Below are 22,105 nucleotides of genomic sequence, written 5' to 3'. Positions count from 1 at the left end.
TGGAGTGTTTCGCCATGGCGACCGCCATTCCCAAAATCAGCCTGAGTTCGTCCCGTGACATCCCGTTCAACCGACTGGTGCTGTCCCAGTCCAATGTCCGGCGTGTGAAGTCCGGCCTGTCAATCGAGGAACTGGCCTGCGACATTGAGCGCCGCGGGCTGCTGCAGAGCCTGAATGTCCGTCCCGTTCTCGACGATACCGGGGCCGAGACCGGTACCTATGAGGTGCCTGCTGGCGGACGACGCTTCCGTGCCCTCGAACTGCTGGTGAAGCAGAAGAAACTGGCGAAGACGGCACCCGTGCCGTGCGTCGTGCGCGAGCCCGGATCGGCCATTCTCGCCGAGGATGATTCCCTGGCCGAAAATGTCCAGCGCGTGGCCCTGCATCCGCTGGACCAGTTCCGCGCCTTCCGGGACATGCTGGAAAAAGGCATGTCCGAGGAGGAAATCGCTGCCGCGTTCTTTGTCGCTCCGGCCGTGGTTAAACAGCGTCTGCGCCTCATGACCGTGTCCGACAAACTGCTGGATATCTACGAGCAGGATGGCATTAAGCTGGAACAGTTGATGGCCTTTTCCATCAGTGATGACCATGCCCGTCAGGAACAGGTCTGGGGCATCGTGTCCCAGAGCCATAACCGTGAGCCCTATGTCATCCGCCGCATGCTGACAGAAAAGACCGTGCGGGCCTCGGATCGTCGCGTGCGCTTTGTCGGGCTGGACACGTATCTCGCGGCCGGTGGGCCTATCATGCGCGACCTGTTTGAGGCCGATGATGGCGGCTGGTTGCAGGATCCGGCCATTCTGGACCGGCTGGTCATGGAAAAGCTGCACACAGCCGCAGAGGATATCCGTGCCGAGGGCTGGAAATGGGTCGAAACCGCCCTGTCGTTCCCATGGGGTCACACACGGCAGTTCGTCGAGATCGAGGGCACAGAATTACCTCTGACCGATGAAGAGACGGCCCGTCTCGAGGCCCTTCATACCGAGCAGGAAACTATCGAGGCCGAATATGCGCAGGCGGATGAATATCCGGACGAGGTCGATGCACGGCTGGGCGAGATTGAGAGTGCCATTCTTGCTCTGGAGGAACGACCTCTGGCGTTCGATCCCGCCGACATGGCGCGAGCCGGGGCTTTTATCAGTCTCGACAACGATGGCACGCTGCAGGTCGAGCGGGGTTTCGTCCTGCCCGCGGATATGCCGGCTGAGCCGGAAGAGATCGATAACGCCGATAGTTCAGATGAATACGATCACTCCGCATATGATGGGCGGGATGAACGTCTTGCTGGTTCTGGCGGCGATACGGGCGGTGAGGGTGATACTACCGCTCCCGATGTTGAGCCCGAGGAAGAAGACGGGATCAAACCACTGCCTGACCGGCTTCTCGCCGAATTGACGGCCTGGCGCACGCTGGCCCTGCGGGATGCTTTCGCCAGCAACCCGCACATTGCCCTGACCGAACTGCTGCACACATTGGTGCGGGATGTGTACTGGCAGACACCGGGGGCTGACTGCCTTGAAGCCTATGTCCGCGAAATCTCCCTGCCGGTCCATTCCCCCGACATGCCGGGCAGTGTGCCCGCCCACGCTCTGCGCCAGCGCAACGAGGGCTGGAAGCATGATCTGCCGGAAGACGAGGATGCATTGTGGCGCTGGATCGACGGGCTAGACGACGCCAGTCGCATGGCACTGCTGGCCCATTGCCTGTCCTTCGGGGTCAACGCGCTCTACGAGCGCATGCCCGCCTATGGCGCGGTGTCCCAGCGCAGCGTCACCGAACGTCTCAAGCGTGCAGACCGTCTGGCATCGGCCCTCAGCCTCGATATGGTCGAGGCGGGCTGGCAACCCACGGTCGAGAACTATCTCGGCCGGGTGACCAAGGCCCGTATCCTCCAGGCCGTGCGCGAAGCACGCGGCGATGAGGTGGCAGAGCGCATCGCCCACCTGAAAAAACCCGACATGGCGCGCGAGGCAGAGCGGTTGCTGGAGGGTTCGGGCTGGTTGCCCGAGGCGTTGCGGACCGTAGGGCTGGCCGATCAGGCACAGGTTGAAACAGTGACGGCAGGCGAGAATATGGAGGCCATTGCCGCCGAATAGTGCAATGGATTTTTGGAATGGTGAGACAGCGGCTTCCGGTGCCCGGAAGCCGCTTTTTTCATGTCTGGCGCCCCGGAAAGAGGGAGAGGTCGGCTTCGCCTCTGGTGCCGAATAACCGGCATCAGAGGAGAGTTTTCCATGACCACAACCACCATCCTGCCCGCTGCGTCCCGTGGGGCCGCGTCTGGCGGCTTCAGGATTGATCCCTCCCGTGGCGAGCGCAATGCCCGTGTTTCGTCCGAATGGTTCTCGCGCCCCGATGACGAGCGCTACCTGTCCCTGTCCGAGCTGCATGCCGCGACCCTAGCGCGCGCGGATCGGGCCACCGCACGCACGGTGGAAAGCCGCGCCATTCGCGTGGAGGCGTCCCGCGACAATGCCGAACGCCTGACCCTAACCGTGCCAGGACAGAATGACCCGATCGCACCCACACACTGGTCCTTCGGCCAGATGTGCAGTCTGGTGGGGGCGCCTTCATCCTATCTTCGAAACCTTCCGGCCCCACTGGCGGCGATTAACCTGCAGCACGGGCTGCTGTCGCACCGCGCCGAACTGGTGAAAACGCTGGAGACCGAAGATGGCCGCGTCGAACTGCGCGCCGTGACCGGCCCCGATTACGGTCGTATCTGGGACCATGAACTGGTTGGCGCGGTACGCAAAATCGCCGGCGACGGCACAGGCGATACCAACTGGAAGGTGCCGGGTGTGATCGACTGGGCCACCATGACCCATAATCCTTTTGTCGACATCACAAAGGAAACGACGACGCTGTATGCGTCGGACCGCGACGTGTTCCTGTTCCTCGTGGACGATACACACCCGATCGAAGCCGGGCGTCTGCCCAACGGTGATCCCGATCTCTATTTCCGGGGCTTCTATGCCTGGAATTCCGAAGTCGGCAGCAAGAGCCTTGGTATTGCGTCATTCTATCTGCGCGGAGTGTGTCAAAACAGAATGCTCTGGGGCGTAGAAAATTTCGAACAGATCACGATCCGGCATAGCAAGTTTGCAGCGTCCCGTTTCGTGCATCAGGCCACACCGGCCTTGCGGAATTTCGCCACGGCCAACCCAGCCTCGTTCGTCTCCGGCATTCAGGCTTCGCGCAAGGCGCTGGTGGCCAGAACCGATGAGGATCGTGAAAGTTTCCTGCGCCGTCGCGGGTTCTCGAAACCGGAAACCACCAGGATCATCGAAACCGTGCTGAACGAGGAAGGCCGCAAGCCCGAAAGCGTGTTCGATTTCGTGCAGGGTATTACCGCACTGGCGCGGACGAAGGCCAACCAGGACACACGGCTGGATCTTGAGGGCAGGGCACGCAAGCTGATGGAGAAGGTCGGATGAACGCGTCTATCATCAGAAACTGGCATGATGGGGAAGGGGCGGCGGACAGGGTCCGCCGCCTTTTGCCTGTCGGCAGGTCAGTCGTTCAGGCTGTCCTTGAGTGCCTTGGCTGGCGTGAAGGCCAGCTTGCGCGAGGCTGCGATCTGGATGGTCGCACCCGTGGCCGGGTTGCGGCCTTCGCGGGCGGCGACTTCCCTGACCTTGAACTTGCCGAAGTTCGGCAGGGTGATTTCGTCACCCGCTTTGGCGGCAGCGGTCATCGCCTCGACCAGGGCGTCCAGCACCTTGCGGGTATCGGTTTTGCTTATGTCGGTGGTGGTGGCGATATGATCGACCAGATCGGCAATCTTCATGAAACTATCCTTTTGCATTCGGGCCTGTGCCCGTTGCCTCTGCCGTTACGGGGGAATCATGGCGGCATCAAGCCTGCAGGGAGGGGGAGATGACCAACGCGCAGTCATGGGATGCTGGCGATCTGGCCCGCAGGCTGGCCGAGAACGCCGAGGCGGTCTGTCGGCATTACCTCTCGGTCGGGCGGCGGCACGGCAATTACTGGCTGGTCGGGGATGTTCATAACACCCCGGGGCGGTCGCTCTATGTCCGCCTGCATGGTGGACCGGACGGGCGTGGCCGCGCGGGCAAATGGACGGATGGCGCGACGGGGCAGCATGGCGATCTGCTCGACATCATCCGTGAAAGCCTCGGGCTGCTGGATTTTCGTGATGTCGCCGACGAGGCCCGGCGCTTCCTCAGTCTGCCGCAACCGGAGCCACGACCGGCCTCTGATCGTGGTCGTTCTCATGCTTTCAGCCACGATACTTCCGGGCAGGCATCTGGCACCGCAGACGCCGCGCGTCGGCTCTGGGTCATGTCCCGCCCGATTGCGGGCACCTTGGCGGAAACCTGGCTGCGCCATCGTGACCTTACCCGCCTGACGGACCTGTCATCCCTGCGTTTTCACCCGGATTGCTACTACCGCGCCGATGCCGATAGTCCGACCGAGACCTGGCCCGCGATGATTGCCGCCGTCACCGATCTTGATGGTCGCGTTACCGGCGTCCATCGCACTTGGCTGGCGCCGCGGGACGGCAAGGGCAAGGCCCCCGTCGCCATGCCCCGTCGGGCCATGGGCGACCTGCTCGGCCACGCCGTGCGCTTTGGTGCGTCAGCCGACGTTCAGGCGGCGGGCGAGGGCATCGAGACGGTGCTCTCGCTCCATGAGATCGTGCCCGATCTGCCGCTGGCCGCCTGCCTGTCCTCGGCGCATCTCGCCGCGATGACGTTTCCGCCCACGCTGCGCCGCCTCTACGTGCTGCGCGATGACGATCCGGCCGGAGACCATGCGGTGACGACCCTGCAGACCCGGACGCAGGAGGCCGGGATCGAGTGCCTTGTGCTCTCACCGCGTCTGGCGGATTTCAACGATGATCTGCGCTATCTCGGGCGTGGGGCGATGCGGGCGATCCTGCATCCCCAGCTTGCCCCGCAGGACGTGGTGCGGTTCCTGCATCCGGTCACGCACTGAGGCGGGCCGGGAAGAGGATGTGAGGTCCGTCTTCTTTCCGGTGTAGCGCGGGGCTGTCCTGTTTCCGGATGGGGCGCGTCCGCGGCCTTTCAGGAAGGGGAGCGGGCGTCAGCCAGACCGGGCCTGCAATGGCGGAGACGGTTATTTTCCGCCGCGCGTGCCGCGCTTTGCATCGCGAAGCAAAATAGCCGTCTCCCTGCCATCCTCCACTGCGTTCCGGCCGCGCGTTGCGCGGTTCCGGCCCGGCCTTCGTCTGCCGCTGTCCGCCCCCGGAAAGGCCGCGAGGGGCGCGGCCAGAACCGGAGGACAGACCCATGACCCGCCCACAGGACGATTTCGACCCGCCCACGCCACCTCTTCCGCCGCCCACGTGCTGGCGGAACTCCAGCTTTACGGCCACCGTCCCTTCGAGGATGAGCCGGATCCGAGGCCCTTGCCCGACGCCAGCCAGATCGAGGGCGCGGTCGCTGACATCTTCGATGCCCTGTCAGCCACTCTGACCGACACAAGGCTGGAACCCGATCTCGAACCGCTGCTCTGGTCCACCGTCAATGTCTTTCACCGTATGGTCGGGCAGGTGGAGCGCGATCTTGACCGCAACGAGACGGCGCAGAAACGCAGCCAGCAGGAACAGGATGGCAGCGAGATCCGCTCGGTGGAACTGGAACGCCTCATCGCCGAGGGGCTGACCCTGCTGGAACGACGCAACGCTTACGAGATCTTCCGCGACCTCGCCTGCGACCAGTTCGAGCGCCTGACGATGTCGCCCTGGCGACCGCGCTCAGGTTCGCTGGTCAGCCGCAGCACCCTGACGGCGTCCATGATCGACAGCCGTGATTTCCTCAACGCCCGCCGCAAGGCCGAAACCGAACTGCTCGTGCCTCCCGGACCGAAGGTCGCGGTGACCGGCGGTCTCGATTACGAGGACCATCACCTGATCTGGAATCGTCTCGACAAGGTGCGCGAAAAGCACCCCGACATGGTGCTGCTGCATGGCGGCTCACCCAAGGGGGCGGAATTTATCGCCTCCCGCTGGGCCGATCATCGCGAGGTCGCGCAGATCGCCTTCAAACCGGACTGGAACCGGCACGGCAAGGCCGCCCCGTTCCGGCGGAACGATGCCCTGCTGAAAGTCCTGCCCGTCGGCGTCATGGTGTTTCCGGGATCGGGCATTCAGGACAATCTGGCCGACAAGCCAAACAGACCGACCGGGGCCGATGAGGCTTGGCTTCACGCTCTGGGGATTTCACAGTATTTGCGCTATCTCGGCTTGGGCAAATCGGCGATCCGCATCCCCAGCTTGCCCCGCAGGACGTGGTCCGGTTCCTGCATCCGGTCACGCACTGAGCCGGGCCGGGAAGAGAATGTGAGGTCCGTCTTCTTTCCGGTGTAGCGCGGGGCTGTCCTGTTTCCGGATGGGGCGCGTCCGCGGCCTTTCAGGAAGGGGAGCGGGCGTCAGCCAGACCGGGCCTGCAATGGCGGAGACGGTTATTTTCCGCCGCGCGTGCCGCGCTTTGCATCGCGAAGCAAAATAGCCGTCTCCCTGCCATCCTCCACTGCGTTCCGGCCGCGCGTTGCGCGGTTCCGGCCCGGCCTTCGTCTGCCGCTGTCCGCCCCCGGAAAGGCCGCGAGGGGCGCGGCCAGAACCGGAGGACAGACCCATGACCCGCCCACAGGACGATTTCGAACCCGCCCACGCCACCTCTTCCACCGCCCATGTGCTGGCGGAACTCCAGCTTTACGGCCACCGTCCCTTCGAGGACGAGCCGGACCCAAGGCCGCTGCCCGACGCCAGCCAGATCGAGGGTGCTGTGGCTGACATCTTCGACGCCCTGTCAGCCACGCTGACCGACACCCGGCTGGAACCCGATCTCGAACCGCTGCTCTGGTCCGCCGTCAATGTCTTCCACCGCATGGTCGGGCAGGTGGAGCGTGATCTCGATCGCAACGAGCAGGCGCAGAAACGCAGCCAGCAGGAGCAGGATGGCAGCGAGATCCGTTCGGTGGAACTGGAGCGCCTCACCGCCGAGGGACTGACCCTGCTGGAACGACGCAACGCTTACGAGATCTTCCGTGATCTCGCCTGCGACCAGTTCGAACGCCTGACGATGTCACCCTGGCGGCCACGCTCAGGCTCGCTGGTCAGCCGCAGCACGCTGACGGCGTCGATGATTGACAGCCGTGATTTTCTCAACGCCCGCAGGAAAGCTGAAACGGAGCTGCTGGTGCCGGCTGGCCCCAAGGTCGCGGTCACCGGTGGACTCGACTACGAGGACCATCTCCTGATCTGGAACCGTCTGGACAAGGTGCGCGAGAAGCATCCCGACATGGTGCTGCTACATGGCGGCTCGCCCAAGGGCGCGGAATTCATCGCCTCCCGCTGGGCTGATCACCGCGAAATTCCGCAGATTGCCTTCAAACCCGACTGGAACCGGCATGGCAAGGCAGCCCCGTTCCGGCGTAACGACGCCCTACTGAAAGTCCTGCCTGTCGGTGTCATGGTGTTTCCGGGATCGGGCATTCAGGACAATCTGGCCGACAAGGCGAAGCAGATGGGCATCCCGGTCTGGCGGTTCCGCAAGGAGGCTGGCGCGTGAGCGCCATTCCCATGACTGTTTCATGAAAGCGGCCTGACATCTGCTGCCAGATCCCTGGGCCGCAATGACGTCGGGCTCCCCAGACGCTGCGCGTCTGATGGCGGAAGGCACGTTTGCCCACCCCCCGGAAGGCCCCGCCCGGAGAACCGGCGGAACGGAGTTCGATGGCAGCCCCGTGCGCCTGCGGGGACGGTCCATGGATGGAAAGCCCATGTCATCCCCATCGGTGAAAGGGCCGGGACGGCAGACAGCGAACGAGGAATCATCCGGCCCGCTTTGAAGGGATGCGCCTGTGCCGGGAGCCGGGGCCTGTCGCACCGCACAACGCAACCCTGCCCATGAGCGGGTGAAAAGGGGGCGTAACATCGGGGACGGCAAAAACGACCACCGGACGGAGCCAGTTTCCCACAATGTCAGCGTGACAGTCTCGCACCAGATCGCATCGTCACCCTCTGAGGGACCGGTCATGCCGGCATCGTATCTCCTTGGGGGCTGTCGGGTCCGCACACCATGGCCTCTGTCGGATGGCTGATCTAGCCGAAGACCGGCTGCGCCTCGATCGGCTGGCCGCAACGGCGTTCCAGAACTTTCTTCCCCTGTCGGCTGCGCCGCCATTCCTCGCGAGACAAGAAAGTTCTGGCCCTGCCGTCCTCCGCTGCGCTGCGGCCCCTGCGGGGTGCTCTGCCGCTCGCCTCCGGCTGGTCGATCGCCATCGAGGCCACGGTGGTCGCGGCCCGATAACAGCATGGAGATACGACAATGGCTAACATCGGTTCCTTCAAGAAGGTGGGCGAAGGCTTCGAAGGCGAAATCGTCACCCTGGCCCTGCAGGCCCGCAACGTCCGCCTGGTGGCCGAAACCAACCGTCCCAACGACAACGCCCCCAACTACCGCGTCTATCTGGGTAGGGTTGAACTCGGTGCGGCCTGGACCCGCCGCTCCAGCGAGGGTCGCACTTATCTGAGCCTGAAGCTGGACGATCCCTCCTTCGCCGCCCCGATCTTCGCCAACCTGTTCACCGACGAGGACGGCGAGGGCTACTCCCTGATCTGGACCCGGCCCCGCAGCCGGAACGGGGACTGAACCTCCCACACCCAACCCCGCCCGGTCTCTCCGAGCGGGGCCTTCCGGGTCTTTTTTTCGCGTGATCTTCCGGGGTGCGGACGATCGTGCTGGTCGCCCGACGTGAGACGCAGGAGAAACGCGAGGCTTTCCCTCAGCCTTCCCATTGTACCATGCGCGAGGGCGAACCGCGTCAAGGACACGTGGTCCCCCCAATTTTGCCCGACGCACCCGTGCCGGGCACGCCGAACAAAATCGGCTCCCCCACGCGCCGGCGAGCCGGTCGCCTGCGGCGATCCCTGACCCGGTCCGCCCCGGCATGAGCCGTCCGTCCTGTCTTCGAGAAACGAAAGGAACAGGACGATGACCACGCTACACGACCACATCCAGATGCTGCGCGCCGAACTGACCAGCTTTCATCTCAGCAAACGCGAGCGCCGACAGATCGAGCGCGAACTGAAAGAGGCGCTTGTCCGGCAGGGTAACGTCGAAGCAGACAGGCCGACACCGCCCCATTGAGGGCGGAGAGGGTGGGTCAAGGAACCCTATTTCTGATCGTCCGCCGGAACCTGATTTTCATCCAGTAATGCCGCCGGGCGTACGTTGAGTGCCTGTGACGCATGCCATAACGAAAGCAGCGTCGCGTTCTGGCGCCCGGTCTCGATCCAGCTGATATAGGCGCGGTCCACGCCCATCCGTTCCGCCAGGACTTCCTGGCTGAGACCGGCGGCGCGTCGTAGGCGCCTCACGTTCGCGCCGAAAAGTCCTCGGATGTCCATCCGCAGGATAGGAACGATTTGTGTATTATCGCGCTACGTATTATAATACACGGACGGTTTCTCTCCCGCCGGAGTGATGTGCCGCGCGCATCACGTAATGCCGGAAAAGCCGGCCTTTCACGCTCATGCTGCCTGAATCCTTCATCTCCCTCCAAATGATCCCGATCAGGCCGGATATTTGCGGGATCACCTCCCTGAGTCTTCGGGACTACCCGTTCCGGTTTCGCACCGGATACTGGGTCGAATCCATGACATATCGGGGGAGGGGGGCGTGCCGACAATCCGGCCGTGGGATACCGCACCCCTTCGTCGCGCCTACGCCGGGCTCGACCCTGCCGGTCTCGCCCAGGAATGGCTGCGGCACAACCCGGCCTACCGGCGCGATCATGCAGCAACCATGACGATGGGAGAGGTTGACGCGGAAGCATGGCGCGCCTTCGCCCGTCGCTGGGGGTTGCGTTTTCCCTGTCGACCCTGATCTTCCCGCCTGGCTCGTTCCCGCATTCTGGGATCCGGACATCGCGCCGGAGGTGGCCGTGCGTGGTGACGGGGGTGACATTCTGTCCCGCCTCGCGCCACACGCACGGGCACGACATGATGGTCCGGATGGCATCCATCTCGTGCTGGATAGCGCAGCAGGTCCGCTGCGCCTTGTAATTGTCGTCGATCGACAGCCCGACGCACCAGGAACCTGGTTCATCATCGATGACAGGCACCTCGCGACCCGTGTGGCATGCGTTGCACGCTTCGGCCGCCTGCTTGCTGGTCAGACGCCCGGTCCTCTTCCCTCCACCTTGCGGCTGAGTCCCCAGCAGAAACTCCGGCAGGTTCGCATGCTCTGTATCGCCGAAGGCCGGCGCACCGGGGTGACAGTACGCCGGATTGCAGCTGGTCTCTATGGCGCCCACACCCTGCGGCTCTCAAATCGCGAGTGGCACGCCAGCTCGTGGCACCGGGCCTTCTATCGCGATCTCAAAGACGCCTCCTTCTACCTGAACGGCGGCCACATCGCGCTGCTTCAGGGGCTGAAGCAGGGGGGTGACATTTTGGCGGCCTGAACTTTGTCATCCCTCCCCGCGTCCCATTCTCCGGCAGCGTCCTCCCATGAGCCGCGATATTCCGCACGCGGCCCGATCCAACGGGAGGAAGACCCCATGCGTGTCCAGCCGACACTGCCACCGCGCTATCTGCGCACCCCGGACGCAGCCAATTTCGTTGGCCTGTCCATCCGCACCCTCGAAAAACACCGGAGTTGCGGTACCGGTCCGCTCTACCGCCAGCTTGGCGGCCGGATCGTCTATGCCGTGGAAGACCTCTGTGCCTGGGCCGATCTGAACGTCAGGCTGTCCACAGGTGACGGTGGCGGCATTCCGATGCCATCCGACCCGCGCGCCTATATCATCCGCTTGCAGGCCAGGGCTCGCAAGGCGCAGCGGAGTGCCGGACGATGATGCCGGCTGCCGATAGCTGGCGTCAGCCCGACCGACGCTTTGTGGTCACGGGGTCGGCACGGCCCCGCGACATCCGCGATCTGATGGGACGCCCGTTCTTCGCGCTGGGGCACATGGCGCGCCTTGAACCCCTTCGATACCGCTCGCGTCAGATGGAGATCGTTGTCGAAGCCTCGGCTCCTCTGGGCATGGCGACGATCCGGGACGCCGATATCCTGCTCTGGCTGACCGGCCAGATCGTCGATGCCCTCAACCACGATCTGTGGGTGTCGCGGCATGTGCGCTTCACGCCCTGGCGGCTGTTCCAGGATCTGGGATGGGCTGATGGCACCCATCAGTATCGCCGACTTTATGGCGCCCTCGCGCGTCTGGCGGAAACGCGCGTCACCACCAGCCTGCGGCAGGGGCCGGAGTGGCGCGAGAAGCCGTTCGCCTGGATCAGTGACGTCCGGATTTCCCGTGAGGACGGGGTGGCCCTGACCCTGCCGGACTGGCTCATGGAGATGGCCTGTGATCGCTCTCATGTCCTGAGCGTCGATCCCGCCTATTTCCGCCTTTATGGCGGTCTGGAGCGGTGGCTGTACCGTCTGGCGCGCCGACATGCCGGTCGGCAGAAAGACGGGTGGCGTTTCGATCTTCGTGATCTTCATGCCCGGTCCGGCACCCTCTCTCCCTGGCGGAATTTCGTGATCGACGTCGCCGGCATTGCCCGTCGTCAGGTCGTCCCAGGTTATGACTGCAAGGTCATTTATGGCGGAAAACAGCCAGTCCTGCGTATCTCCCCAACGGTATTACCCACCGTTTCTGTGGATAACCGTGTGAATCCTACCGTTGGTCAGGATGCGGATCATACCATTGCTCACGGTGCGGAAATACCGTTGCTGACGGTGCAGAAAACGTCGCAGTGCGTTGTTTTCAAAAGCGGAATCAGCCCCGTAACTTATATAACTAATATAATAACTTATTATGTAGGGGATTCCGGTCTTTCGGTTTTCCTTCCGGCAGTCCGGTCGGGGCATGGAAAAAAGGCTCGGGAAGCGGTCGCGGATCGCATGGTCGGTGCCCCATGACCGCGCGTTCTTTCCCGCCGCAAGGCGATGTGCTCACAACGGTCGAACTGACCTGGATCGAGAAGCGCATCGAGCACTGGATACGCTTCGGCCGTCCCGTCGAGGATCGTATTCTCGACCGTCGGCGTAGGCTGATGAGCTTCACGCCGGACAGCGTGTTCGCGTTCATCCGCTGGGCTGCGAACGATTTCGGCACCGTGGTGTCCTGCATCGACATCGTGCGGGCCGTGGGGGCTCAGGAAGCCTGCCAGACGGTGCCCTTCGTGCGCCCCGGTGGTGAGAGTCTGCTGCGCCAGAATGGCTGGCCGAAGGTGCGTCGGGTGCTGGAGGTGATCGACGGCGTGGAGGCGCTGGGGATCGATCCCACCGCTGCCTGTCCCGATCACTGGCGGCATCTGCATCACCGGCTCACGGCAGCGCAGGAGCCACGTCCCTATACGCGTGAACGCCACGAGGCGTGGCTGCGCAGGAGGGTCGCGTCATGACCCGTCGCGCCTGGTTTTTTACCACTTATCTCGCCGTGCTCGGTGTGGGCGCCTCGCTGTCGTTTCATCCCACACCGCGCTGGGTCTGGAACGAGACGGCGAGCGTTCCGGTCGGGCTGTATCGCATCCAGCCCACAGTCCCGGTGCGCGTCGGCGACATTGTCGCCATCCGCCTGCCAGAGCGCGAAGCGACGCTGCTGGCGTCACGCGGCTACCTGCCGTTCGGCGTGCCGCTGCTCAAGCCTGTGGCAGCACTGGCGGGGCAGAGTGTCTGTCGCATCGGCGTCCACGTCACCATCGACGGTAAGGCGGTCGGCGACGCGAAGACCGTCGACCATCGGGGCCGCAAGCTGCCCGTCTGGCAGGGCTGTCAGCATCTCGGGCTGGGGCAGGTTTTCGTCATGAACGCCGCTGTGCCAACCAGTCTGGATGGGCGGTATTTCGGTGTCCTGCCGATGGATATCGTCATTGGCCGTGCGGTGCCGGTTCATGTCCGGACTGGTGAAGCCGAGCCACCACCGCCGCATTTCGCTCCCTTTCCGGAACCGCCCGAGCCGATGCGGGAGCGACCGCTTCTGGCGCCGCCCATGATGCCCATGAAATCCGGTGAACCACCCATCCAATGATGGTCGCCAGCCATTGAATTTTCATACACCCGAAAGGACTTCTCTCATGAGCCAGATCGGTTTTTTCACCCGGACGTCGGATGGTTTCGCCGGACGGGTGCGCACCCTGTCGCTGGACGCTGAACTGACCTTCATGCCGGCGGAAAACAATGGCGCGGAACATGCACCCGATTATCGCATCCATCTCGGTGAAGGCGATTCAGCATTGGAGATCGGTGCCGGGTGGAAACGCACCGGGGAACGTGCTGGCGAGTATGTTTCCGTTGTCTTGGACGATCCCTCTTTCATGCAACCGATCCGCGCCACGCTGTTCCAGGCCGGGCGCGGCGGGCGTGAGTGGCAACTGGTCTGGAACCGGCCTGCAAAACGTCCGGGAGGTCGGGAATGAGCCGCCGGTTTTTCATGTCCGTCGGCATGCTTGCCATGCTCGCGCTGCCGCTCTCGCCAGCCATCGCCCGCGCGCAGGATTTCGACGATCTGGTGCGTCAAGCGGCGGAGCGGAACGCGATCTCGCCAGCATGGGTGAGGGCCGTCCTCCATGCCGAAAGTGCTGGCGACCCGCACGCAGTTTCCGGCGCCGGTGCGATGGGGCTGATGCAGCTCATGCCCGGCACATGGAAGGATGTCCGCCGCACGCTCAATCTGGGTGCCGATCCCTTCGATCCGCACGACAATATCGCGGCTGGTGCAGCCTATCTGCGATGGCTGCACGACCGCTATGGCGATGCGGGATTTCTTGCCGCCTACAATGCCGGACCTGGTCGCTATGACGATCATCTGGCGACTGGTCGGCCATTGCCTGCCGAGACGATTTCTTACGTGGAATTCGTCACACGGCTGATGAAAAACCGATCGTCTGACATTCATCTGCACGTTTCCTTTTTGTCCTTTCCAGCTCGCTCCTGGGTGACGGCCGCGCTCTTCGTTTCAGGCCAGCCCGATGCGTTTCGGGGCACCACGTTGCGTCATGTTTCTGCTCCCGAGAGCCTTTTCGCAGGGCATGCCGGAGGTAGGTCCGACATGGTCCCGTTGAGGGGATGGGATCAGATCCAGTGAGGCGTGAAAACCCCGGAAAGCCAACAGAAAAGGGAGTGCCAGCCGTAATCGGGCCTGAGCGGTCGTCGTCGATTGGCGGTCTCCCGGGCCGGAAAGAAGGTAGAGTTGCCGCGGTGAAACAGCAGCGCGGGAGGCGTGCGATGGAATTCTTTTGCGGTCTCGATGTGTCGATCGACGAAACGGCGGTCTGTGTGGTGGACGAGCAGGGCACCGTGCATCTGGAAACGACGGTGGCCACGGACCCGGCTGCGCTCAGGGATGCCGTGAAGCCGTTCCTGCCGCGCCTGCGCCGTATGGGTCACGAGGCAGGTTCCCTGTCGCCCTGGCTGCATCCGGAGATGCTGGCGCTGGGCCTGCCGGCGGTCTGCCTGGAGACGAAACACGTGCGGGCGGCGATGTCGGCGCAGCGCAACAAGACCGACAAGGCGGACGCGCTGGGGATCGCGCATATCGGATCCCCGGTACCGTGATCGATGCCTGCCGTCGTTTTGGATCCCCCGCTGCGGTTCCCTACCGCATCCATACCGTGCTGACCGATAACGGCACGCATTTTACCGATCCGGCCGGCAATGGATGGACACCCGAAGACATCAAGGCCATGCGGGCGGATGGTGTCCTGTTCCGGTGCCACTCTTTTGAACTGGCCTGTGCTGATCTCGATATCGAGCATCGACTGACAAAGCCGCGACATCCCTGGACGAATGGCCAGGTCGAGAGGATGAACCGCACGATCAAGGACGCCACCGTCAAGCGCTTCTACTACGAAACACATGACCAGTTGCGTCAACACCTCGCCGACTTCGTTACCGCCTACAATTTCGCCCGCAGGCTCAAGACCCTGCGCGGCCTCACTCCATATGAATTCATTTGTCAGCAGTGGGAAAAAGAACCATCACGGTTCATACATAATCCGCACCACCAAATCCCGGGACCAAACATCTAGGATGCCGGCCGCGCCCCTCGCGGCCTTTCCGGGGGCGGATAGCGGCAGACCAGGGACGGGCCGGAACCGCGCGGCACGCGCGGCCGCAGCGCAGCGAAGGATGGCAGGGAGCAGGCTATTTTGCTTCGCGATGTAAAGCGCCCCCACAGGGGCGCGACGGAAAATAGCCGGCTCACGCCATTGAAGGCCTGACCCGGCTGACGCCCGCTCCCCTCCAGAAAGGCGGAGGCGCGGACCAGCCGGACGGGAGGCACAACAGGACCGCCAGACGAAAACGGAAACCGCCCGCCCCTCTTTCCGGCCTGCTCAGGTGCCGGCAGTCTCGAGAAAGCGTGCGACGTCCGACGGCGCGAATTGCGGATGCAGGATTGCCCGCAGCGCACCGCGTCCAAGGGCACGGAGATCATCGTTGAAATCGCCCAGCCGTGGCGACAGACCGATCAGCTCGATCCCGGCGTCATTTGCGCGGGCATGCAGCGTCGCCAGCGCCTGATCCCCGGCCGGGTCGTCATCGCGCAGGACGTAGAGACGGCGCAGCAGTGGCGGAAAGATCAGTGCAGCGAGATGCGCCGAGGACAGGCAGGCGGCCAGCGGCAGATCTGGCAGGACCTGCCGCAGCGACAGCACCGTCTCGATGCCTTCGCCGGCAGCGAGCACGTCGGATGCCACCCCGAAGCGCACGGCATGGCCGAGCAAGCCGCCCAACGCACGGCGCGGATGATCAACCGGCGCCTTGCCACGGCCGTCCTCCGCCAGCCAGGTGCGATGCACACCGGTCAGGGTGCCGTCGAGATCAGTGACGGCGGCGATCATGGCGGGCCAGGTCTCGGTCGGACTGTCCTCGTCCGGGCGGTAAAAGCAGCGCGGATGGAAGCGCAGGGCTCCGCTTCCGTGCAAAAGCGTAATCTCGCGTCTACGGAAATACGTTTCCACGGGCGTGCCCGCGATCGGCCCGGACATGGCCCAGAGTCGTCGCGCCGCTTCGGAAGAGTTGGCAGGACCGCGTTCCTGCGCGGGACAATCCCTTGAAGAAGGTGCCGGATCGGGATGCGGCAGGCTGAGAAAGGCACGAGCCTCGCCGGCCACATCGTGGAAATCCACCAGGCCGAGGCTTTCGCGGATCACGTCGAGCAGGTCGCCATGCTCGCCCGACTGTGCGTCCGTCCATTTTCCCGCCCTGCCGTTGACGGTGTCGTGCAGCCGGACGAACAGCGACCGGCCAGGCGCATTCCGCACGTCGCCGACCAGCCAGTAATTGCCGTGACGGCGACCAGCAGACAGATACCGACGGCACACTGCCTCCGCATTCTCCGCCAGACGACGGGCCAGATCGCCCACGTCATGCAAGGTCATCGCCTTGCCCTCCTGTGTCGGGACCGCCTGCGTCGAGGGCGATCGCCAGCCAGCGATCGGTGGTCATCCATGAAATCGTCTTGCGCCGGCCAAGGTCAAGCAGATGTGCACCACCACTGAAGGTCCCGATCCGGGGACGTGAACAGCTATTGGCCCACTGGAATCCCCATCGGCCCCGCAACCGGAAGGCGCGTGCGCAACGCATTACGAATTCCACCACCTGCTGCGGATCTCCGGTTGTCTCGTCGTGCATCCAGAGCTTGGTTCCACCATATTTCGGTTCCACGGAAAGCCGGAACCCGTCAGACGGCGGGTCTTCCGCCGCCAGTTCGTCCATGAACGCGTTGTAGAGGTCGAGCGCCTTGGCAGCGTTTTCCACCGTGCCCACGTCGAGAACGCAGGAAAAATGCGTGAAGAAATCGGCCATCGAAATGACTCCCGAAACGAAAAAACCCGGCACAGTGGCCGGGCTCGTAAAAACGTCTTTACGGAAAAGCGTGCAGTCGTCTTTCAGGAAGCACGCTCCATCAGCCTGCGGGCCTTCTCTTCCACATCCAGCCGCGTGTCCTGATTGGCCTTTGTCCGCGCCAGCGCCGTGATCCCCTGCACGAAGTCGAACACGCTCTCGGGCTTGCGCCCTTCCTCGTGCAGCACAGTTTCGATAATCTTCGCGGTTTCCGGTTTCGAGAACCCGCGACGACGCAGGAAGGTCTCACGATCCTCATCGGTCTTAGCCACCAGCGCTCGACGCGAGGCCTGAATGCCGGAGACGAACGAGGCCGGGCTGGCCGTTGCAAAATTCCGCAGCGCTGGTGTCGCCTGATGCACGAAACGGGATGCTGCGAACTTGCTATGCCTGATCGTGATCTGTTCGAAACTTTCCACGCCCCAGAGCATCCTATTTTGACACACTCCGCGCAGATAGAAGGAGGCAATGCCGAGGCTCTTGCTGCCGACTTCCGAATTCCAGGCATAGAAACCCCGGAAATAGAGATCGGGGTCGCCATTGGGCAGGCGTCCTGCCTCGATCGGATGCGTATCGTCGACCAGAAACAGGAACACATCGCGATCTGACGCATACAGCGTGGTCGTTTCCCTGGTGATATCCACATAGGGATTATGGGTCATGGTAGCCCAGTCGATGACACCGGGCACTTTCCAGTTGGTATCGCCCGTGCCGTCGCCGGCGATCTTGCGCACCGCACCGACCAGTTCGTGGTCCCAGATGCGGCCATAATCCGGACCGGTCACGGCGCGCAGTTCCATCCGCCCGTCCTCGGTTTCCAGCGTTTTGACCAGTTCGGCGCGGTGCGACAACAGCCCGTGCTGCAGGTTGATCGCCGCCAGTGGAGCCGGAAGATTGCGCAGATAGGACGATGGTGCCCCCACCAGGCTGCACATCTGGCCGAACGACCAGTGCGTGGGCGCGATCGGGTCGTTTTGCCCCGGCACGGTCAGGGTCAGGCGCTCGGCATTGTCGCGCGAGGCCTCGACGCGAATGGCGCGGCTTTCCACTATGCGGGTGGTGGCCCGATCCGCACGGGCGAGCGTGGCGGCATGCAGTTTGGACAGGGACAGGTAACGCTCGTCATCGGGGCGGGAGAACCACTCCGAAGACACGCGGGCATTGCGCTCCCCACGCGAAGGATCGATCTTAAAGCCGCCGGACGCAGCACCATGGGACGCAGGGGGCAGGATGGTGGTCGTGGTCATGGAAAACTCTCCTCTGATGCCGGGTATTCGGCACCAAAGGCGAAGCCGCCCTCTTCCTCTGATCACCACTTCCCACGCGGGATCCCGTTTAACCGCAGAGACACCGTGCCCCTCGTTCCGGAACACGGCGAGGCCGCCGCCTCGCCGAAATCACGATAACGATTGGAAGAAACCAGAAAGTTGGGTTTGGGTGAGAAAGACAGCCTGTCATTCCGTGAGGGGCATACATCATAGTAGCCGATCGTAACCGCCCATAGTGTGTCATTCGGGCGATACGGACCGCCCTGCGAGAAGCTCCGCATGGGTACCGAGCCTTCGAGATACGAACTCGGTAAAGAGCCTTACACGCTTCGTCTTGCGTGCCTCTCCCTGTGTGAGAAACCAGAGCGTTCCGTGTCCGTGCAACTTGGTGCCGGGGACTCTCGCCAGCAGCGGATCGGCATCGCCGACGAAGCACGGCAGTTTCGTCATCCCGATCCCTTGCCGCGTTGCGACGATCTGCGTTTCAGCGTCCGGCGTCCTGAACGGAGCCCCTGTCGTGTGAATCTCTCCTTCGCGGGCCCAACCCGGAAGTCCATCAGTGTTTATGACGATCCAGCGGACAGGATCGGCCACACCGGCACGCCACGCGGTCAGGCGATCGCGTGCCATATAGATGCCGCTGGACAATTCGGGGCCTGGCAGGCCGTGAAGATTGGGCGGCAGTGTTTCCCGGTCCAGCACGATACGGATCGCAACGTCGGCTTCCCGGTTCGTCAGGTTCGCGACCGCGCCGGTCGGCAGGATCTCCATCTCGATATCCGGATGCATGCGGGAAAAATCAGCAAGATCCGGCATCAGCAGATGTGTCGCGAGGAACGGAGGCAGCGTCACGCGCAAAAGCCCGCGCACGCTCTGGTCGCGACCGAAAACGCGCGTTTCCAGTTGGTGCGACGACGCTTCCATCTGGTTCGCGAACTCGAGGATCTCCTCGCCCGCCGCCGTCAGGCGATAGCCCGTAGGCAGCTTTTCGAACATGTGCGTCCCGAGCCTCTCTTCAAGCTGAGCGATCCGCCGTAACACGGTTGAATGGTTTACCCCCAGATGCCCGGCGGCAGCCCGCACCGAGCCACCGCGCGCGACGGCCAGGAAGTAGCGAACATCGTCCCAATCGATCATGGTGCACTCCGGCACCGCACGGTGCGCCTTCCAAAGCCCATATCCGCCACATCGTGCGACATGACGCGCCGTCATCATAGCGTATAGCGATTAATTTTCCTCGGCTTTCAAGAGGCGACTACCGATCGTTCGACCGACGTCAATCGTCCGGCCGGATCGATTTCGCACCACCGATGTGCGCACTTTCGCACTCAACGCCTGCCCTCGGCCGGCCCATGTTGAGACCATCGGGAACCTCCCCGAACGATCAAAGATGAAGTCTGAAGGGAAAAATCATGGGAAAGCTTGAGGGCAAGGTTGCCGTCATCACAGGTGGATCGAGCGGCATGGCGCTGGCGAGCGCCCGGCGGTTCGTTGAAGAAGGCGCCTATGTGTTCATCACCGGACGACGACAGGAGACGCTGGACGAGGCCGTCAAGCTAATTGGCCGGAACGTGACCGGCGTACGCGGTGACGCGGCCAACCTCGACGACCTCGACCGTCTGTTCGATACGGTCAAGCGGGAAAAGGGCAGGATCGACGTCCTGTATGCGAGCGCGGGCACCGGCGAAGCGGCCCTACTGGGCGAGATTACCGAGCAGCATTTCGATGCGACCTTCAATCTAAATGCACGCGGTACGCTGTTCACGGTCCAGAAGGCGTTACCGCTGTTCAACGATGGCGGGTCGATCTTCATGACCGGATCGGTTGCCTCGATCAAAGGTTTTCCCGGTTACAGCGTGTACGCGGCGAGCAAGGCGACGCTGCATGCCTTCGCACGTGGGTGGCTCAACGAACTGAAGGACCGGAACATCCGGGTGAACGTGCTGCACCCGGGGCCGATCGCCACACCGATGCAGGACCAGGTTCTCACCGCGGAAGCAAAGCAGATGTTCGAATCCCTGATCCCGCGGGGAACGATGGGTCGTCCCGAGGAAATCGCGGCAGCCGCGCTGTTTCTTGCTTCAGACGATTCCAGTTTCGTGAACGGAATGGAACTCTGTGTCGACGGCGGCTTCTCGGCCATCTGAACCCACTATCGGAGGACGGGACGCGTTCGTTGCTGAACATTTCCCGCTCTCTGCGATATCGCCGTGAATAAAGATTGGAAACACGCCAATGAGCTACGCAATCATCGGTTTTGGCAGGATTGGCCAAGCCCTCGCTCATGCCTTCGCCCGCAAGAACATCGACGTCACCGTCGCGAGCCGTCGTCCGCCCGAGGCGTTGGCGCCACAGGCTCAGGCAATTGGACCCACGATCCTCGCGAAGTCGTTGCGGGAGGCGCTCGAGACCGACACGATCATCCTGGCGGTTCCGTTTGAGCAGCACGGCGAAGTTGCGAAGGCCCTGCCGGACTGGACAGGCAAGACAATCGTCGACGCGATGAACTCGCTTGCTCCCCTTGAGGAAATGGATGGCCTCCTGTCCTCTGTCTTCGCCGCAAAGGCATTCACTGGTGGCAGGTTTGTAAAAGCGTTCAATCACCTGATTGCCACCACCCTGGCCACCGACCCGGTCGTCGAGGGTGGGCACCGGGTCGTCTTTCTGTCGAGCGACGACGAGGGTGCGACCGCTCCCGTCGCGACGCTGGCCAGGGAACTCGGGTTCGCTCCGATTAATCTGGGGAAACTCAACGAAGGCGGCACGCTGGTGCATGCACGCGGTCGCGTTTGGGGACCGCTCATTTTCCAGGATGTGTTCAAGAAGGAGCCATGAGTGCGCACGGGCCGGGCCTCGCCCCCTATTCGGCCCGCAGATGAAACTGTGTGATTTCGGCTGGCACGCCCAGTCGAAGCGCAAAGCCGGGCCATAGGCCGGTCCCGTTACTGACATACAGCGTCATGCCGCCCACCTGGTAGCGCCCGGAGACAAAGCCGTTATTGCCACGCGCGACGAGCCGGTCGAGGCCACGGATCATCCCGCCATGCGTATGACCCGAGAGCTGAAGCGCGACCCCACGCGCCGCCGCGGCCCGGGCGTCGCCGGGCTGATGATCGAGCAGCACGACCGGTGCATGTGTCGGCGCGCCTGACAGCGCGGCGTCGAAATCCGGCTCCATCTCACCGTGTCGACGCGCCGAGCGATCCGTTACACCCGCGATCACCAGATGAGCAGTTTCGCGCGTTATAACCTTGTGCTGGTTTTCCAGCATATCGAAACCCAGTGCCGACAGGTTCCGTATCCAGGCAGCGTAATCGAAGAAATATTCATGGTTGCCCGGAGCGGCCAGTACGCCATCGGGCGCATGCAGGGCTGCGAGCGGTGCGACGTCGGCACGGCGCATCTCTACCGACCCGTCGATGAAATCCCCCGTCACGACAATCAGGTCGGCGCTCGCCGCGTTCGCCCGCTCCACGACACGAGCGGCCCACTTAGCAGAGAAGAGCCGCGTGATATGCAGATCGCTCAACTGGAGCAGCCGATATCCGTCGAATTGCGCGGACAAACCGCGTATGCCGACGGTCACGTCCCTGACGAGGGGTACCCGCAGCGCGTTCGCGACGCCGATGGCGGCAAGCAGCCCGGCCAGTGCGCCCACGACAACCCGGGCCGGCGTGCCGATAAAAACCGGTTGCCACTCGACCAGCGCGATCACCAGCGCGCCGAGATCAAGCGCGAGCTGCAGCAGCGTGAGAAACAGAATTGTCCCGACTGCCCAATTGAACAGGATGATGAGCGGTCGCGGAAATTCAGGCGCGAACACCGAGCCTGAAGAGAGCCTGCTCCAGAACTGGTATTGCGACGCCACGATGACGAAGACGGACGCCAGGAGTTTCACAGCGATCGGAAGAGGGAGTGGCCACAACCAGTTCAGAATTACGATCGACAGGAGCAGGCCGAAAACGATAACGCGCACCAGTATGGATA

23 protein-coding genes and 3 pseudogenes are annotated in these 22,105 nt (G+C 63.2%); 19 read left to right on the top strand and 7 right to left on the bottom strand.

Annotated elements, in window-relative coordinates; translation table 11 throughout:
* Window positions 1–14 precede the first annotated feature (14 nt).
* Window positions 15–2,096, top strand: coding sequence for a ParB/RepB/Spo0J family partition protein (locus GDI_RS13345; protein WP_041249829.1), 2,082 nt, complete (start codon window positions 15–17; stop codon window positions 2,094–2,096).
* Window positions 2,097–2,234: 138 nt separating this feature from the next.
* Window positions 2,235–3,437 (top strand): hypothetical protein, encoded by a 1,203-nt coding sequence (locus tag GDI_RS13340; protein WP_041249466.1) that lies wholly within the window; start codon window positions 2,235–2,237, stop codon window positions 3,435–3,437.
* A gap of 77 nt (window positions 3,438–3,514) precedes the next feature.
* Here GDI_RS13340 and GDI_RS13335 read toward each other — a convergent pair whose 3' ends face one another.
* The gene (locus GDI_RS13335) at window positions 3,515–3,790 is read right to left on the bottom strand and encodes an HU family DNA-binding protein (protein ID WP_041249465.1); all 276 of its coding nucleotides are present in this window, start codon (window positions 3,788–3,790) and stop codon (window positions 3,515–3,517) included.
* Window positions 3,791–3,879: 89 nt separating this feature from the next.
* Here GDI_RS13335 and GDI_RS13330 point away from each other — a divergent pair, with 89 nt between their 5' ends.
* The 5 genes and pseudogenes from GDI_RS13330 (at window position 3,880) to GDI_RS20055 (ending at window position 9,140) form a co-directional block, all read left to right on the top strand.
* Entirely contained in the window at window positions 3,880–4,962 is a 1,083-nt protein-coding gene (locus GDI_RS13330) for a DUF7146 domain-containing protein (protein WP_012226974.1), read from the top strand.
* A 314-nt stretch (window positions 4,963–5,276) separates the two neighbouring features.
* Window positions 5,277–6,157 (top strand): annotated as a pseudogene (locus tag GDI_RS13325) (DUF2493 domain-containing protein); the annotation flags it as partial.
* A gap of 466 nt (window positions 6,158–6,623) precedes the next feature.
* On the top strand, window positions 6,624–7,559 hold the full coding sequence (locus tag GDI_RS13320; RefSeq protein WP_041249464.1) for a DUF2493 domain-containing protein: 936 nt from the start codon (window positions 6,624–6,626) through the stop codon (window positions 7,557–7,559).
* Between the two features lie 759 nt (window positions 7,560–8,318).
* Window positions 8,319–8,642, top strand: coding sequence for a DUF736 domain-containing protein (locus GDI_RS13315; protein WP_012226966.1), 324 nt, complete (start codon window positions 8,319–8,321; stop codon window positions 8,640–8,642).
* Between the two features lie 342 nt (window positions 8,643–8,984).
* The gene (locus GDI_RS20055) at window positions 8,985–9,140 is read left to right on the top strand and encodes a hypothetical protein (RefSeq protein WP_173363382.1); all 156 of its coding nucleotides are present in this window, start codon (window positions 8,985–8,987) and stop codon (window positions 9,138–9,140) included.
* 26 nt (window positions 9,141–9,166) lie between these two features.
* On the opposite strand, the gene GDI_RS13310 is transcribed toward GDI_RS20055, so the two are convergent.
* Window positions 9,167–9,400, bottom strand: coding sequence for a helix-turn-helix domain-containing protein (locus GDI_RS13310; protein ID WP_012226960.1), 234 nt, complete (start codon window positions 9,398–9,400; stop codon window positions 9,167–9,169).
* A gap of 271 nt (window positions 9,401–9,671) precedes the next feature.
* On the opposite strand from GDI_RS13310, the gene GDI_RS20305 reads away from it, so the two are divergent.
* The 10 genes and pseudogenes from GDI_RS20305 to GDI_RS13265 form a co-directional block, all read left to right on the top strand.
* Entirely contained in the window at window positions 9,672–9,878 is a 207-nt protein-coding gene (locus GDI_RS20305; protein WP_081482923.1) for a transcriptional regulator domain-containing protein, read from the top strand.
* 142 nt (window positions 9,879–10,020) lie between these two features.
* Window positions 10,021–10,458, top strand: a complete 438-nt coding sequence (locus GDI_RS13305) for a DUF2285 domain-containing protein (protein ID WP_231854126.1) — start codon at window positions 10,021–10,023, stop codon at window positions 10,456–10,458.
* Window positions 10,459–10,554: 96 nt separating this feature from the next.
* Complete coding sequence (locus tag GDI_RS13300) at window positions 10,555–10,851, top strand: helix-turn-helix transcriptional regulator (protein ID WP_006560342.1); 297 nt, start codon at window positions 10,555–10,557, stop codon at window positions 10,849–10,851.
* The gene (locus GDI_RS13295; RefSeq protein ID WP_041249463.1) at window positions 10,848–11,921 is read left to right on the top strand and encodes a replication initiator protein A; all 1,074 of its coding nucleotides are present in this window, start codon (window positions 10,848–10,850) and stop codon (window positions 11,919–11,921) included. The genes GDI_RS13300 and GDI_RS13295 overlap by 4 nt, the downstream gene beginning before the upstream one ends.
* Window positions 11,918–12,406, top strand: coding sequence for a DUF2840 domain-containing protein (locus GDI_RS13290; protein WP_041249462.1), 489 nt, complete (start codon window positions 11,918–11,920; stop codon window positions 12,404–12,406). The genes GDI_RS13295 and GDI_RS13290 overlap by 4 nt, the downstream gene beginning before the upstream one ends.
* Window positions 12,403–13,032 (top strand): S26 family signal peptidase, encoded by a 630-nt coding sequence (locus GDI_RS13285; RefSeq protein ID WP_041249461.1) that lies wholly within the window; start codon window positions 12,403–12,405, stop codon window positions 13,030–13,032. Before GDI_RS13290 ends, GDI_RS13285 begins: the two co-directional genes overlap by 4 nt.
* A 46-nt stretch (window positions 13,033–13,078) precedes the next feature.
* Window positions 13,079–13,420 carry a DUF736 domain-containing protein gene (locus GDI_RS13280; protein WP_010668429.1) on the top strand — a complete coding sequence of 114 codons (342 nt, stop codon included), beginning with the start codon at window positions 13,079–13,081 and terminating at the stop codon, window positions 13,418–13,420.
* Complete coding sequence (locus GDI_RS13275; RefSeq protein ID WP_012226954.1) at window positions 13,417–14,088, top strand: lytic transglycosylase domain-containing protein; 672 nt, start codon at window positions 13,417–13,419, stop codon at window positions 14,086–14,088. Before GDI_RS13280 ends, GDI_RS13275 begins: the two co-directional genes overlap by 4 nt.
* 140 nt (window positions 14,089–14,228) lie before the next feature.
* Window positions 14,229–14,540: pseudogene (locus tag GDI_RS13270) on the top strand (IS110 family transposase); the annotation flags it as partial.
* A 47-nt stretch (window positions 14,541–14,587) separates the two neighbouring features.
* Window positions 14,588–15,031, top strand: a pseudogene (locus tag GDI_RS13265) (IS481-like element ISGdi9 family transposase); the annotation flags it as partial.
* Between the two features lie 306 nt (window positions 15,032–15,337).
* Here GDI_RS13265 and GDI_RS13260 read toward each other — a convergent pair.
* The 4 genes from GDI_RS13260 to GDI_RS13245 form a co-directional block, all read right to left on the bottom strand.
* A complete protein-coding gene (locus tag GDI_RS13260) occupies window positions 15,338–16,384 on the bottom strand; it encodes a DUF7146 domain-containing protein (protein WP_041249459.1) in 1,047 nt (348 codons plus the stop codon).
* Entirely contained in the window at window positions 16,371–16,811 is a 441-nt protein-coding gene (locus GDI_RS13255) for a hypothetical protein (RefSeq protein ID WP_012226952.1), read from the bottom strand. The genes GDI_RS13260 and GDI_RS13255 overlap by 14 nt, the downstream gene beginning before the upstream one ends.
* Window positions 16,812–16,894: 83 nt before the next feature.
* Entirely contained in the window at window positions 16,895–18,097 is a 1,203-nt protein-coding gene (locus GDI_RS13250; protein WP_012226951.1) for a hypothetical protein, read from the bottom strand.
* Window positions 18,098–18,358: 261 nt separating this feature from the next.
* Window positions 18,359–19,255 carry a LysR family transcriptional regulator gene (locus tag GDI_RS13245; RefSeq protein WP_012226950.1) on the bottom strand — a complete coding sequence of 299 codons (897 nt, stop codon included), beginning with the start codon at window positions 19,253–19,255 and terminating at the stop codon, window positions 18,359–18,361.
* 275 nt (window positions 19,256–19,530) lie between these two features.
* Between GDI_RS13245 and GDI_RS13240 the strand changes: the two genes are divergently transcribed.
* Window positions 19,531–20,265, top strand: coding sequence for an SDR family NAD(P)-dependent oxidoreductase (locus GDI_RS13240; protein WP_012226949.1), 735 nt, complete (start codon window positions 19,531–19,533; stop codon window positions 20,263–20,265).
* An 88-nt stretch (window positions 20,266–20,353) separates the two neighbouring features.
* Window positions 20,354–20,953 (top strand): NADPH-dependent F420 reductase, encoded by a 600-nt coding sequence (locus tag GDI_RS13235; protein WP_012226948.1) that lies wholly within the window; start codon window positions 20,354–20,356, stop codon window positions 20,951–20,953.
* A gap of 25 nt (window positions 20,954–20,978) precedes the next feature.
* Here GDI_RS13235 and GDI_RS13230 read toward each other — a convergent pair whose 3' ends face one another.
* A complete protein-coding gene (locus GDI_RS13230; protein ID WP_081482886.1) occupies window positions 20,979–22,094 on the bottom strand; it encodes a metallophosphoesterase in 1,116 nt (371 codons plus the stop codon).
* Between the last annotated feature and the right edge of the window lie 11 nt (window positions 22,095–22,105).

The sequence above is a fragment of the Gluconacetobacter diazotrophicus PA1 5 genome, from assembly GCF_000067045.1.
Taxonomy (GTDB): domain Bacteria; phylum Pseudomonadota; class Alphaproteobacteria; order Acetobacterales; family Acetobacteraceae; genus Gluconacetobacter; species Gluconacetobacter diazotrophicus.
Note: the sequence above shows the minus strand (reverse complement) of the source record. Positions and strands in the feature narration are given on the sequence as shown.

What these genes read in the sequence shown, in the direction of transcription:
- GDI_RS13345 (WP_041249829.1), top strand. Translation starts at nt 15, where the DNA reads ATGGCGACCGCCATTCCCAAAATCAGCCTGAGTTCGTCCCGTGACATC.
- GDI_RS13340 (WP_041249466.1), top strand. Translation starts at nt 2,235, where the DNA reads ATGACCACAACCACCATCCTGCCCGCTGCGTCCCGTGGGGCCGCGTCT.
- GDI_RS13335 (WP_041249465.1), bottom strand. Translation starts at nt 3,790, where the DNA reads ATGAAGATTGCCGATCTGGTCGATCATATCGCCACCACCACCGACATA.
- GDI_RS13330 (WP_012226974.1), top strand. Translation starts at nt 3,880, where the DNA reads ATGACCAACGCGCAGTCATGGGATGCTGGCGATCTGGCCCGCAGGCTG.
- GDI_RS13320 (WP_041249464.1), top strand. Translation starts at nt 6,624, where the DNA reads ATGACCCGCCCACAGGACGATTTCGAACCCGCCCACGCCACCTCTTCC.
- GDI_RS13315 (WP_012226966.1), top strand. Translation starts at nt 8,319, where the DNA reads ATGGCTAACATCGGTTCCTTCAAGAAGGTGGGCGAAGGCTTCGAAGGC.
- GDI_RS20055 (WP_173363382.1), top strand. Translation starts at nt 8,985, where the DNA reads ATGACCACGCTACACGACCACATCCAGATGCTGCGCGCCGAACTGACC.
- GDI_RS13310 (WP_012226960.1), bottom strand. Translation starts at nt 9,400, where the DNA reads ATGGACATCCGAGGACTTTTCGGCGCGAACGTGAGGCGCCTACGACGC.
- GDI_RS13300 (WP_006560342.1), top strand. Translation starts at nt 10,555, where the DNA reads ATGCGTGTCCAGCCGACACTGCCACCGCGCTATCTGCGCACCCCGGAC.
- GDI_RS13295 (WP_041249463.1), top strand. Translation starts at nt 10,848, where the DNA reads ATGATGCCGGCTGCCGATAGCTGGCGTCAGCCCGACCGACGCTTTGTG.
- GDI_RS13290 (WP_041249462.1), top strand. Translation starts at nt 11,918, where the DNA reads ATGACCGCGCGTTCTTTCCCGCCGCAAGGCGATGTGCTCACAACGGTC.
- GDI_RS13285 (WP_041249461.1), top strand. Translation starts at nt 12,403, where the DNA reads ATGACCCGTCGCGCCTGGTTTTTTACCACTTATCTCGCCGTGCTCGGT.
- GDI_RS13280 (WP_010668429.1), top strand. Translation starts at nt 13,079, where the DNA reads ATGAGCCAGATCGGTTTTTTCACCCGGACGTCGGATGGTTTCGCCGGA.
- GDI_RS13275 (WP_012226954.1), top strand. Translation starts at nt 13,417, where the DNA reads ATGAGCCGCCGGTTTTTCATGTCCGTCGGCATGCTTGCCATGCTCGCG.
- GDI_RS13260 (WP_041249459.1), bottom strand. Translation starts at nt 16,384, where the DNA reads ATGACCTTGCATGACGTGGGCGATCTGGCCCGTCGTCTGGCGGAGAAT.
- GDI_RS13255 (WP_012226952.1), bottom strand. Translation starts at nt 16,811, where the DNA reads ATGGCCGATTTCTTCACGCATTTTTCCTGCGTTCTCGACGTGGGCACG.
- GDI_RS13250 (WP_012226951.1), bottom strand. Translation starts at nt 18,097, where the DNA reads ATGACCACGACCACCATCCTGCCCCCTGCGTCCCATGGTGCTGCGTCC.
- GDI_RS13245 (WP_012226950.1), bottom strand. Translation starts at nt 19,255, where the DNA reads ATGATCGATTGGGACGATGTTCGCTACTTCCTGGCCGTCGCGCGCGGT.
- GDI_RS13240 (WP_012226949.1), top strand. Translation starts at nt 19,531, where the DNA reads ATGGGAAAGCTTGAGGGCAAGGTTGCCGTCATCACAGGTGGATCGAGC.
- GDI_RS13235 (WP_012226948.1), top strand. Translation starts at nt 20,354, where the DNA reads ATGAGCTACGCAATCATCGGTTTTGGCAGGATTGGCCAAGCCCTCGCT.